This is a genomic window from Robiginitomaculum antarcticum DSM 21748 (assembly GCF_000365025.1).
In the GTDB taxonomy this organism is placed as follows: domain Bacteria; phylum Pseudomonadota; class Alphaproteobacteria; order Caulobacterales; family Maricaulaceae; genus Robiginitomaculum; species Robiginitomaculum antarcticum.
This window is the reverse complement of record NZ_KB823011.1, coordinates 228,298-240,041: the sequence shown is the minus strand read 5'-3', so window position 1 is coordinate 240,041 and position 11,744 is coordinate 228,298. Positions and strand designations below refer to the sequence as shown.

Sequence of the window (11,744 nt, the reverse complement as noted above, 5' to 3'; positions counted from 1 at the left end):
GCCACCAATTTGAGTTTAACTTAGTTTAAACCTAGTCTCTAAAGTTCTTAAACTGCAAAGGCTGCTCTAATCCCATGGCTTTCATAAAGGCCATGGCGGATTGAAGGTCATCACGTTTCTTGCCGGAGACGCGCAGCTCTTCGCCCTGAATAGAGACTTGAACCTTTAGTTTTTCAGTCTTGATATCTTTGACAATTTTTTTCGCGAGCTCTTTTTCAAGGCCTTGTTTGACATTGATATTTTGTCGAACGCTCATGCCCGTCGCCGGCTCGATCTTTTGATAATCGAGCATACCCGGCTCTATCCCGCGCTTGTTAAGCTGCCCGCGAATAATCTCGTGCATCTGTTTGAGCTTGAGCTCGTCATCGGCATGAACGGTCAGCACGCCGTCTTTATGCTCAAGACGCGCGGACGAGCCTTTGAAATCGTAACGCGTCGATATTTCACGCGTTACGTTTTGAACGGCATTATCGACCTCGGCGAGGTCGACTTCCGATACAACATCAAATGACGGCATAAGGTAACTCCAATAGCTATGTTTTCTGGTTCGTATATTGACGAAGCTCTTTACGCGCAACCTGCATACGGTGAACGGCGTCGGGGCCATCGGCAAAGCGCAGCGTGCGCATACCGGCATACATGGCCGCCAGCGGTGTGTCCTGAGACACGCCAACGCCGCCATGCATTTGCATCGCTTCGTCGATGACTTTGAGGGCCATATTTGGCGCCGCCACTTTAATTTGGCTGATCCATGGCGCAGCGGCGCGCTTATCGCCCTGATCCATCATCCATGCGGCTTTGAGGCACAGTAGACGCGATTGCTCAATTTCAATACGGCACTGCGCAATGATATCGTAATTTGCGCCCAGCTTAGCCAAAGGACGGCCAAAGGCGGTCCGGCTCAATGAGCGTTTACACATCAGCTCTAAGGCGCGTTCGGCTTGACCGACACTGCGCATGCAATGGTGAATACGGCCGGGGCCGAGACGGCCTTGGGAGACTTCAAAACCGCGGCCCTCGCCGAGCAGCAAGGCATTTGCCGGCACGCGCACATTTTCAAACCGGATATGCATATGACCATGCGGAGCATCGTCATTACCAAAGACTTCCATGGCGCGCAAAATCGTGACCCCGGGAAGTCCCGCGGGAATAGCGAACATGGAATGTTGACTGTGACGCGGAATGTCGCCATCGCGCGGCGCTGTGCGGGCCATAAGGATATAAACAGCGCAGCGCGGATCACCGGCACCCGAGCTCCAGTATTTCTCACCATTAAAGACCCATTCATCGCCGTCTTTAACAGCCGAAAAATCCAGATTAGTCGCGTCGGAACTGGCCACATCCGGCTCTGTCATCAAGAACGCGCTACGGATTTTACCGTCAAGTAGACCGCCCAGCCATTCATCTTTGTGCTCTTGCGCGCCATAACGCTCTAAAACTTCCATATTGCCTGTGTCCGGCGCGGCGCAGTTAAAGATTTCCGCCGCAAGGGTGCACCAGCCCATTTCTTCGGCCAGATAGGCATATTCGACCGTCGACAATCCGTAGCCCTTATCGCTATCCGTCAGCCAAAAATTCCACAGGCCGCGCTCGCGCGCTTTAGCTTTCAGGCTTTCGCGAATTTCAGTCTGGCGGTCTGTAAAAGCAAAACGTCCATCCGGATGCTTACCGACCTCGTGATGATACTCCACATCCAGCGGCATAATCTCATTACGCACTATATCGCGTACGGCTTCAACCAGCGGCTTAACGCGCTCGCTCATTCCAAGATTCATATCAGTCATATCTAGTGTCCTTTACAATTTGCCGGAAGCAATTTTTTCTCGCGCGAGTGTGCCGAGCAGATTTGTCATCTGCCCGTAATCTTTGAACCGAGCATTATCAGTTTGTCCGTGATAATAGCGGTAATAAATTTGTTGAATGATGACCGCCAGACGGAAAATGCCATAGACAAAATAATAGGGAATATTAGACACATCATGCCCTGTGCGCTGCGCGTAAAACTGAGCCACCTGCGCGCGGGTCATCATGCCCGGCGCGCGGCTGGGTTGGCGCACCATCATATGCATATAAGGCGGGTCATTTGGCTCTATCCAATAAGCCAGCGTATTGCCCAGATCCATCAATGGGTCGCCCAACGCACTAATTTCCCAATCCAGTATGGCTGATATTTTATGGGGATCGTCAGCATTTAATATACAGTTATCAATGCGAAAATCGCCATGAACAATGGCGTGGCCGTTCTCTTTGGCGGGGCGGTTATCATCCAGCCATTTGCGAACGTCTTCGAATTTTTCAACGTCAGGAGTCCACGCTTTCTCATAGCGGCGATTCCAGCCTTGAATTTGGCGCTGGATATAACCTGTGGGTTTGCCGAAATCAGCGAGGCCTGCCGCTTTGAAATCCACCTGATGAAGATCAACAAGCTTAGTGAAAAATTCATCGCATAACTTCGACCCGTCAGAAGCATCCCAATCCCAATCTTCGGGAATTTCATTATGGATAAGCGGGCCTGCAACCTTGTCCATGACATAAAATTCCGCGCCGATGATACTCTCGTCATCAGTATAATATAGCACAGGCGGAACGGCATCAAAAACGGGTTTTAGGTCGCGCATGATGCGGTATTCACGCCACATATCATGACCACTTTTGGGCTTTGTTCCCATAGGCGGACGGCGTAGGACTAATGTGCGATCCGGATAGGATAGCTCATAAGTCAAATTGGACGCGCCGCTGGGGTATTGGCGTACATCAGGCAGGCCAGTCAGCCCCTCAATTTCACTGCTGAGCTGTTCATGCATGGCTTTGATGTCAAATTCATCACCCTTGCGAACCGGATCAGCCGCGTTTTGTCCTGTCCTGCTCATTAAATAACGGCTCCGCCATCAACGATCATGCACTGCCCTGTGTAATAGCTGGCTTCTTTTGAGGTCATATAGAGTACTGCGCCGACCATTTCCTCGGGCTGCGCCATACGCTTAATCGCCAGATTCATTTTAACGTATAAATCCATCGCCGGGTTGTCTTTGAGCGCGCTGGCCAATTTTGTATCTGTAAAACCGGGCAGAAGTGCATTTACGCGCACGCCATACTGGCTGTATTCTTTGGCCAGACCCTGCGTCATCGCAATCAAGGCAGCTTTGCTCATGCCGTAAATAACGCGAAATTCCGCAGGCTGAAGGCCGTCAATGGAGGCAACATTTACGATGGACCCGCCGCCATTTTCTTTGAGCATTTTAAAAGCGCTGGTCGCGAGAAAATAGGGCCCGCGCGTATTCACTTCAAACGTCTTATCAAAAGCGGCGGGGCTGGCCTCGTGGGCCGGTCCGAAATGCGGACTGGTCGCGCCGTTATTTATAACATGATCCAAGCGGCCATGGGTTTTCTGGATTTTCTCAAGCACATCTTTGTGGTCGGACAGCTGACCCAAATGAAGCGTCATCGCGCTGGCTTTTCCGCCTTTGGTGATAATCGCGTCAGCCACTTTCTGACAATCTTCAACCTTGCGTGATGTGCACACAACATGCGCGCCATGTTCGGCAAAGCCGTGGGCAATGGCTTCGCCAATACCGCGGCTGGCTCCGGCGATAAGAACAACTTGGTCAGTAAAATCGAAACGCGGCATAATTACTCCTGGTTTTGTAGTGGTAAATCTTCGGCTGCAATCTTGCTTTTCAGCTTCGCCATGCCGTGAATATAGCGGTTATAATCCGACGCTTTGCCTTTGAAATATTCACCCACAACAGGGTGTGACAGAACCAAAAATTCATCATTAGCAATAGCGTTTTTTAGTGCTGCGGCGACATCGCTGGGCTCCAGCAATCCATCCTTGCTCTCTTCGGCAAATTTCTGACCCTTTGTCATATTACTGCGCACATATTGCGGGCAAATACAGTGCGCGAAAATATTATCCGCGCGATGCGCAATCGCAATCGCTTCAGCGAGGCCAACAGCGGCGTGTTTTGTCGCGCTATATGATGCGCTGCCAATTTGGTTGAGCAGACCCGCTGCGCTGGCGGTAATGACAAAACGTCCGCCTCCCCGTTCAATCCATTTGGGGACAAGGTCGCGCACTGCGTAGACGCTGCCCATGACATTGACCTGCCAGCTGGTCTCCCAGCTTTTATTGCTACCGCCCGCAACTTCGCCGTTCGGGCCGTCGCCAAAACCAACCCCGGCATTAGAGATATAAATATCGATCGGGCCAAGGTCGGCCTCTGCCGCCTCAATAAATGATGTTACGGACGCCTCGCTGGATACATCGCAGACATAGGCTTTGCCGCCCAATTCCTTAGCTTGTGCTTCGGGGGCCTTCAAATCGCTCAGCGCGACGCGCGCACCATTATTGGCAAACATCTTCGCGATACCGAGGCCTATTCCGCCCGCCGCGCCTGTTATGGCAACGATCTTGTTTGAAAACATGCCACATTCCCCTATAGTTTTATCCTATGCACAGGCTATACGCTATGCAACTAATTGCATAAACCCCGTGCGGGACGTTGTCGATAGCGATTTGGGAACAATTGGAAAATCATGCCGGATGATCACTTAGAAGAAGGCGTTGCTCTTGCTGTTTTAGCCGACAGTGACCTTTTAAGTGGCGATGGTGTTCCTGACAATAATCAAAGTCTAAATTGCTTCTCCTGCGGCGCGCCAATAGTCGGTCTATATTGTAAAGAGTGCGGCCAGAAAAATGATGATTTGCGACGTTCGATCTTCGGTATGGGCTGGGAAGCGTTTACATCGCTTTTTGCGTTTGAAAACCGGATTTGGCGCACGTGGCTGAACCTGATTATACGGCCCGGTAAAGTCGCCCGCGAATATTGTAATGGCCGCCGCACTCATTGGACCTCGCCGGTGCGCGTCTACATATTTATGTCAATTATTCTATTTGGCTTTCTAAGCCTGACGGGACGGCAAATTTTCAGTTTCGAAGTGTCGTTAACGCAGCTCGATACTACGCAAAATAAAGCCGCTGCCGAATTGACTGCCGACGATTATGATATGGGCTTCAAAGCCCATTTTTTCGAACCGCGCGCGGCCATCGAACGTCGAAATGAAACGCTTGATTTCGATATTGTCCGGGAAAAAGTCAGCGGCGGTTTTTTCAACCATGGGGGAGATGATGAGGTCGATACTCCAAACCTTAAAATTCGGACAAAAGACAGCGGTGACCGAACCATTACAATTAATAGTGTCAACGGTGAAGAGCGTATAATTTCAGCAAATGACATGTCAGATTTTATAACGCAGATCATCCGTAATCCGGCTACGCTGAACACCGGGCTCAAAACCTGGCTGCCGCGCATATTATTCTTTATGTTGCCTGTGGCTATGTTGTCCGGCGCAGTATTTATTCGCGGAAAAGATGCGCTACTATTCGATCATCTGGTGCACGCCGCCTATATTCACGGCGTCATGTTTCTATTGATCTTTGTCGGCATTATTCTCAGCACAACAATCCCCGGTAATAAGATCGCTCAATCCATATTGCTCATATTGATTTTCTATCTCCCGATCAGTCTCAAGCGAATGTTCGGGCGCGGTTGGATCAAAACGATTATCGCCAGCTACACGACAGCTATCCTATATTTGTTCGTTATCCTCATTCTCATGATTATTATTATGATGACGATTATGAGCCGTAATATCGGCGGATAGGCGATTTAGCCTTACATTGACCTTGGCTTGGGCGCGCGATCCCCAAACCACCATAGGGTCGCCGCAGTTGCCGCGAAAACAGCGGCTTCGATAATGGTGTCCTGTTTCGTAACCGCGAAAATATAGGCGGTAATAAGCCACAATAACAGTGTTAGCGATGGACGGACCAGACGCAGCGTATTGACCACCCACTGGCTACCCTGCCCCAAGGCTCTATCGGCATTAATAGAGGCTTCAAGTCCCGCCCAACTGCCCTGCTGCGCCTCGATAGCCATTTGCATTTCAGTCTCTTGCTGCCGCGCTTTCATTTGGAGCTCATGCAGGGCGAGTTCATGTGACCATTGCCGCACCTCTTGGGCGTGGGTCTGGCGGCGCTCGAAAAAACCCGCCACGCGGCCCAGCGCCGTCCCGATTAACCCAAATGCACCGCCGGCTGCGGCGTCCAGTCCTAATCCAAGTATGTCTGCCATAATGTTCTCGCTTCGAGGCCGCCAAACCAGTGACGGGGCCGGCCCATATCCAGATGTAAAAATGTTGTGTAAAATCCAAAACCGGTAAAGCCTGCGCCGCGGGCTGTGCGGGCCAAATCACGCAAATTATGCCTCTTAAGGCTAATATCCACGGCGAGTTTTAAATGCTGCGATAAAGGCGCGCCGCCGACCCGCGCATTATGTAACGCGCAGCGGTGGGCGGAGTGGATAATGATCGGGCGGGCCATATGTGTGCGTAAGTCTTCCAACGCGTTCATAAATGCAGGCCAGTAATAGCCTTGCCCGCAATGACGGCAGGCTACTTCAATTCGGGAAAAATGCGGCCATGGCCAAGCGGATATATTCGGGTTTTGCTTCACACATCCAATATAGACGGCCTGAAGAAGGCGGGGATTAATCTGCGATTGAATGCTATAAGAGCTTGAAAGTGCCAATAAAAAACCCCGCACAAGGCGGGGTTAATTTGTAAGTGATGCAAGTCTAAGCTATTTCATAGCGCTCAATTTGCGGGCATTTTTAGCGCATAAATAATAGAACGTGACGCGGTCTTTGAACCGGTCTTTCTTCATTTCTTCGCAAACGCTGGCAACATTGGCCTCAGCGGCGTCTTTGCTTTGCTTAAGGTTATCAACGCACCAATTTTTAACGACTGTATCGACTTCTTTTGAATCAGAACAGGCGACTAAGGCTGAGTCGCGACTTGCCATCGCAGCGCCTAAATGCGTTTTGATAGATTTCACAACGGCCTTGGCGGCTGTGCCGTGATAACGCTGTACATTTTCGTGGTACCACTCAAGGGAGCCTTTTTCCGGCTTGACAGGGGTCTTACGCGGACGGCCGCGACCGCGCTTCTCGCCTGTTGCTGTTGCCGTCTTGGTCTTGGCCTTGGCCTTAGTTTTGGTTTTGGTTTTCGGTTTAGTCTTGGTCTTTGGTTTGGCCGTCGTTGCAGTTGCGCTTGCGCTTGCATCTTTACGAGGACGTCCGCGGCCCCGTTTCACAGGTGCATCATCCGTTGCCACTGTCTTAGTGGTCGCTTTTTTGGCCGTAGTCGCTTTTTTGGCCGTAGTCGCTTTTTTACTCGACGATTTTTTAGCGGCTGCTTTTTTAGGCGCAGACTTTGATTTTGCAGGTTTTGCGCCATCAGATACGCGACCTTCAAGATATTTTACGCGGGCAGCTAGATAGCGGTTTCGCCATTCCAGTGCGTATGTCGCATCATCATCACCAGATGGTGCGTCATTATCTGAAGCAGAGGCAATCGCGCTGGCTGCAGCGCCCTCGGCAGCAGCGGCTTTAAGTTTGCCGCGCATTTCGCCCAGCTCGGTGTCGCGGGATTTAACTCCGGACTCCAGCTCTCGCACCCGCGCGCGCAATTCGCTAGCTTCGTTTTGAATGGCGCTTTCTCCTTCGCGTGAGAGATCCCCCTCATGACTTTTACGTCCAAAGAAGAGCCACCCTAAGATTAGCCCAAGCAGCAAGGCCAACACAATAAGAACGATCTCGGCCGTACTCAAATTAGCAAATATATTTTCCATTATTCAGATTCCCTATTTTTACTGAATTTAATTCTCTATTAGGCGCGCAATTTATGACTTTATCTCTTTAATCATTCAAGTCACTTTCCTGAAGATTTAAAAGCAAAACACGCAAATGTTAATTAAGGCACGAATTTCACAGCAATTAGCAGTTCATTATATTCAAGAATAGCATTAAATTACTACAGAAAGCAATTGCTCTCATTCTTTTGAAGTTAAAAGAACAATAAAAATACAGGAATTTTTTAGTAAATTTCAAATAATGAAAATTAACTTGAGCTTATTCGCACTTTCGCGGCTTTATATTCGGATTCCATACGATCAATTATATCCGCAATTGACGGCGAATCATTAATACTTCCTGTGCCCTGGCCTGCGCCCCAAATATCTTTCCATGCTTTTTTATCGCTATTACCGCCAGAGCCGAAATTCATTGCTGATTTATCCGCTTCGGGGAGGTTATTAGGATCCATCCCTGCAGCTGTGATGGACTTAGCCAAATAATTCCCGCTGACGCCTGTAAAGAGTGAGGAATAAACGACATCTTTGGCGGCGCTGTCCACCAACATTTGCTTATAGCCTTCATCGGCATTAGCCTCTTTGGACGCAATAAAACGCGTCCCAATATATCCCAAATCCGCACCGATAGCCTGCGCGCCGAGAACAGATCCGCCCGTGGCCAGTGACCCGCTACATAATAATAATCCGTCGTGGATTTTACGGATCTCCGGAATTAACGCGAAGGGCGACAATGTCCCTGCATGACCGCCCGCGCCGGTACATACCGCGATAATGCCGTCCGCGCCCATAGAAAGCGCCTTTTCAGTGTGCCGGATATTAATCACGTCATGCATAATTATGCCGCCATAGCTATGCACAGCTTCATAGACGTCTTTATTGGCTTGGAGGCTGGTAATCACAATCGGCACTTTGTGCTTCACGCATGTCGCCATATCTTCCATCAGACGGTTATTACTGCCGTGGCAAATTTGATTAACCGCATAGGGCGCAACGATCGCGTCCGGATTATCTTTTTTGTGCTGATCCAACTCGATATTAATCCGCGTCAGCCATTCATCCAGCACATGTTGCGGGCGGGCATTAAGCGCAGGGAAAGACCCGACAATTCCGGCTTTGCACTGCGCAATGACAAGTTCGGGCCCCGAGACGATAAACATTGGCGCGCCAACCACAGGCAGGCGCAAGTTCTGAAGAACTTTTGGAAGAGACATAATGTAATCCGTAGGTTAGAAATTATTAGCCTTGGCCGTTAAACAGCCCCAGCGCAGATGCGCTCATGGCTTTGACGCCGGTGTCAATAGTCGGAGCCGCATCAGGAAGAAATGTCGGAGAATGCAGGGACGGCAATGTCGCGCCGCTGGCTTTTGCGGCCGCATAATCAGCTGGCGCTACTGCGCCGAGCCAATAGATAAAGGACGGAATTTTCGGTTCTACCTGTCCGAACTCGCCAAAATCCTCACCGCCCATAACGGGGTCAACTTTGATCACGTTCTTCTCGCCAATGGCGCCCGCAATGAGATTGGCTGCGCGCTCTGACAAAGCGGGATTATTAAAGGCTGCCGGCGTAAATTCATCCTGATGGATAACGATAGGTAGCTTGTCTTCGGGCAGGCCATATGCGCGGCCCATACCATCCGCCATACGGCGGATCGCGGCTAAAGTCTGCTGCCGCACTTCGGGGCTGTAGCTGCGCAGGGTGAGCTGCATTTTGACTTCGTCGCCGATAATATTGTGCTTTGTCCCGCCATGGATAGAGCCAACTGTCACGACCGCAGGTTGGGTCGGCGAGATTTCACGGCTGACAATGGTTTGAAATCCTTGGATAAGCTGCGCGGCCAATACGATGGGATCTTTGGTCGTATTGGGATAAGCACCATGCCCGCCTATGCCGCGCACGGTAATATCAACGCTGTCAACATTTGCCAAGGCGTATCCGGGCGTATAGCCGACCGTACCAGCCGGCATAGCTGAATTGGTATGCAGCGCCAGATTATAATCCGGACGCGGGAATTTATCAAAAAGTCCGGCGCCGATCATCGCGCGCGCGCCCTGCCCCAGCTCTTCGGCGGGCTGCAAGATCATGACAAGCGTTCCGCTCCACTCTGCCTTACGGGCAATAAGATCACGCGCCGTACCCATAAAGACCGTCATATGAATATCGTGGCCGCAGGCATGCATAACGGGCTGCATATTTCCATTATGGTCTTCCATAATCTTGGTGCTGGCATAACTGGCACCTGTCGCCTCCGTTACCGGAAGCGCGTCCATATCCGCGCGGATTAAAACCGTCGGGCCGTCACCGTTTTTAAAAACCGCCACCGTGCCCGTGCTGCCAAATTCATAAGTGACATCAAAGCCCAGCGTCTCAAGCTCTGCGCCGAGCATTTTAGACGTCTCGCTTTCCATATGGGACAATTCTGGATTAGCATGAAGCGTCTTATAAAGATCAATAAGCGGCTCTGCAGCTTGTGCGGGGGCGCCGATAGCAAGCGCGGCCGCGATAAGGGTTGCTGATTTAAGTAATATAAGTTTCATATCCGCTCCTAATTCATGCCGCGAAAGTCATAATCGGTCTCTGATGCGGTCCAAACCATGGCTGTCCACGCAGCCACATTTTGCGCGACATCATCTTTATCAATCTTGTCCATCGTATCATCCGGTGTGTGGTGCAGGTCAAAATAATCCGTCCCGTCCTGTTGCAGACGGATAGCGGGAACGCCTTCGTCAAACATGGGTCCAATATCCGGCCCGCCATTGGTCTGCGCCGTGCTTTTCTCGATACCCAATGCGGCAATCTGACTGTGCAACTCGCCAATAAAAGCATCTCCGCCTTTAAGGCCCGAGCGAAGTTCGTAGACTTTACCCGCGCCGAAATCTGACTCAGATGCCAATATGTGATTGGCGAGGTCTTTGCCTTTATGCGCCTCAACATAAGCGAAGCCGCCCAGCAGTCCGACCTCTTCTGCGCCGAACATAACAACGCGAATTGTCCGTTTGGGCTGCAATCCCGAATCGATAATAACTTTGGCTGCGCCAAGGGAGATTCCGATTCCTGCGCCATCATCAACCGCGCCTGTGCCCAGATCCCAGCTGTCCAAATGTCCGCCGATCAGGATAATTTCGTCGGGTTTTTCGCTGCCGACAATTTCGCCGACAACATTACCGGACGGGCGGTCACCCACGGCGCGCGGGCCCAGCTCAATCTTGACGCGCACATCTTGATCTTTGGCAAACATGCGGTCCATTTGATCCGCATCAGGCGCAGAGAGTGCCGCGATAGGAATCTTTTTAACATCATCGGCGTAGCGCATCTGTCCGGTATGAGGAAACCGGTGACTATCCGTTCCGACGCTGCGAATAAGCACGGCGACGGCTCCGCGCTTGGCCGCCTCTGTCGCGCCGCTGCGGCGTTTTTGGTTAGCCGGGCCATAACCCGCCCCGTCAGGGGCTTTTTCCATACGTCCGGAAATATAGGCAATCTTACCATCCAGCCCGCCTTCGGGCGCATTTTTTAAGTCTTCAAAGGTCGGGAAATAAACAACATCGGCTTCGACGCCCCCGGACGGCGTTGCAACAGAGCCGCCCAGCGCCGTCAGATATATTTTCTGCGGATAAGGTGAGATGATCATGCCGGTCTCGACGCCGCGCTCCCAGCCGTTAATTGTGAACGGCTCAATACGCACATTAGACAGTCCGATATCTTTCATCTTAGCCACGCCCCATTCACGGGCGCGCGCTTCCTCAGGCGTCCCGGCCAGACGCGGGCCGATTTCCGTCGTCAGGCTTTCGATAATGTCATAGCCCTGCGTGCCCGCCAAAGCGCCATCGGTCAGGATTTTGACATTCGGATTAATCTGAACCGTCTCGACCTGTTCGGGCGCGGACGGCTCAATTTTTGCATTCTCACTACCGCCGGGCTGGCAGGCAAGCAGTGCCGCCGCGCCAAGTAGTAAAGTCAATTTCAATGCCGGTGTCATAAGCCCCTCATTCATATTTTTAAAGTGGTTAATCTTTGCGCCTACCCTAACGGGCT

General features: G+C 51.2%; 12 protein-coding genes. 1 reads left to right on the top strand and 11 read right to left on the bottom strand.

Annotated features, from left to right (window positions below; translation table 11 throughout):
* Positions 1-31: 31 nt before the first annotated feature.
* The 5 genes from H142_RS0101150 to H142_RS0101130 are packed head-to-tail and all read right to left on the bottom strand — an operon-like array spanning position 32 to position 4,425.
* Entirely contained in the window at positions 32-517 is a 486-nt protein-coding gene (locus H142_RS0101150; protein WP_017930255.1) for a YajQ family cyclic di-GMP-binding protein, read from the bottom strand.
* Positions 518-533: 16 nt separating this feature from the next.
* A complete protein-coding gene (locus H142_RS0101145; RefSeq protein WP_156811917.1) occupies positions 534-1,775 on the bottom strand; it encodes an acyl-CoA dehydrogenase family protein in 1,242 nt (413 codons plus the stop codon).
* A gap of 21 nt (positions 1,776-1,796) precedes the next feature.
* Positions 1,797-2,870 (bottom strand): phosphotransferase family protein, encoded by a 1,074-nt coding sequence (locus H142_RS0101140; protein WP_017930253.1) that lies wholly within the window; start codon positions 2,868-2,870, stop codon positions 1,797-1,799.
* Positions 2,870-3,628, bottom strand: a complete 759-nt coding sequence (locus H142_RS0101135; RefSeq protein ID WP_017930252.1) for a glucose 1-dehydrogenase — start codon at positions 3,626-3,628, stop codon at positions 2,870-2,872. The genes H142_RS0101140 and H142_RS0101135 overlap by 1 nt, the downstream gene beginning before the upstream one ends.
* A 2-nt stretch (positions 3,629-3,630) precedes the next feature.
* Positions 3,631-4,425: an SDR family oxidoreductase gene (locus H142_RS0101130; protein WP_017930251.1), complete on the bottom strand. Its 795-nt coding sequence runs from the start codon at positions 4,423-4,425 to the stop codon at positions 3,631-3,633.
* A 111-nt stretch (positions 4,426-4,536) separates the two neighbouring features.
* Here H142_RS0101130 and H142_RS0101125 point away from each other — a divergent pair, with 111 nt between their 5' ends.
* A complete protein-coding gene (locus tag H142_RS0101125) occupies positions 4,537-5,664 on the top strand; it encodes a DUF3667 domain-containing protein (RefSeq protein WP_017930250.1) in 1,128 nt (375 codons plus the stop codon).
* A gap of 11 nt (positions 5,665-5,675) precedes the next feature.
* Here the strand turns inward: H142_RS0101125 and H142_RS0101120 are convergent, their stop codons facing one another.
* The 6 genes from H142_RS0101120 to H142_RS0101095 form a co-directional block, all read right to left on the bottom strand.
* A complete protein-coding gene (locus H142_RS0101120; RefSeq protein WP_017930249.1) occupies positions 5,676-6,134 on the bottom strand; it encodes a hypothetical protein in 459 nt (152 codons plus the stop codon).
* A complete protein-coding gene (locus H142_RS16980; RefSeq protein WP_017930248.1) occupies positions 6,113-6,589 on the bottom strand; it encodes a D-Ala-D-Ala carboxypeptidase family metallohydrolase in 477 nt (158 codons plus the stop codon). The genes H142_RS0101120 and H142_RS16980 overlap by 22 nt, the downstream gene beginning before the upstream one ends.
* A gap of 51 nt (positions 6,590-6,640) precedes the next feature.
* A complete protein-coding gene (locus H142_RS16965; RefSeq protein ID WP_017930247.1) occupies positions 6,641-7,690 on the bottom strand; it encodes a DUF2853 family protein in 1,050 nt (349 codons plus the stop codon).
* A gap of 269 nt (positions 7,691-7,959) precedes the next feature.
* Positions 7,960-8,922 carry an NAD(P)H-dependent flavin oxidoreductase gene (locus H142_RS0101105; RefSeq protein ID WP_017930246.1) on the bottom strand — a complete coding sequence of 321 codons (963 nt, stop codon included), beginning with the start codon at positions 8,920-8,922 and terminating at the stop codon, positions 7,960-7,962.
* A 25-nt stretch (positions 8,923-8,947) separates the two neighbouring features.
* A complete protein-coding gene (locus H142_RS0101100) occupies positions 8,948-10,246 on the bottom strand; it encodes an amidohydrolase (RefSeq protein WP_017930245.1) in 1,299 nt (432 codons plus the stop codon).
* An 8-nt stretch (positions 10,247-10,254) separates the two neighbouring features.
* The gene (locus tag H142_RS0101095; protein ID WP_033314854.1) at positions 10,255-11,688 is read right to left on the bottom strand and encodes a M20/M25/M40 family metallo-hydrolase; all 1,434 of its coding nucleotides are present in this window, start codon (positions 11,686-11,688) and stop codon (positions 10,255-10,257) included.
* Positions 11,689-11,744: the final 56 nt, after the last annotated feature.

Excerpts from the sequence above, each read along its gene's own strand:
- H142_RS0101150 (WP_017930255.1), bottom strand. The coding sequence starts at position 517 with ATGCCGTCATTTGATGTTGTATCGGAAGTCGACCTCGCCGAGGTCGAT.
- H142_RS0101145 (WP_156811917.1), bottom strand. The coding sequence starts at position 1,775 with ATGAATCTTGGAATGAGCGAGCGCGTTAAGCCGCTGGTTGAAGCCGTA.
- H142_RS0101140 (WP_017930253.1), bottom strand. The coding sequence starts at position 2,870 with ATGAGCAGGACAGGACAAAACGCGGCTGATCCGGTTCGCAAGGGTGAT.
- H142_RS0101135 (WP_017930252.1), bottom strand. The coding sequence starts at position 3,628 with ATGCCGCGTTTCGATTTTACTGACCAAGTTGTTCTTATCGCCGGAGCC.
- H142_RS0101130 (WP_017930251.1), bottom strand. The coding sequence starts at position 4,425 with ATGTTTTCAAACAAGATCGTTGCCATAACAGGCGCGGCGGGCGGAATA.
- H142_RS0101125 (WP_017930250.1), top strand. The coding sequence starts at position 4,537 with ATGCCGGATGATCACTTAGAAGAAGGCGTTGCTCTTGCTGTTTTAGCC.
- H142_RS0101120 (WP_017930249.1), bottom strand. The coding sequence starts at position 6,134 with ATGGCAGACATACTTGGATTAGGACTGGACGCCGCAGCCGGCGGTGCA.
- H142_RS16965 (WP_017930247.1), bottom strand. The coding sequence starts at position 7,690 with ATGGAAAATATATTTGCTAATTTGAGTACGGCCGAGATCGTTCTTATT.
- H142_RS0101105 (WP_017930246.1), bottom strand. The coding sequence starts at position 8,922 with ATGTCTCTTCCAAAAGTTCTTCAGAACTTGCGCCTGCCTGTGGTTGGC.
- H142_RS0101100 (WP_017930245.1), bottom strand. The coding sequence starts at position 10,246 with ATGAAACTTATATTACTTAAATCAGCAACCCTTATCGCGGCCGCGCTT.
- H142_RS0101095 (WP_033314854.1), bottom strand. The coding sequence starts at position 11,688 with ATGACACCGGCATTGAAATTGACTTTACTACTTGGCGCGGCGGCACTG.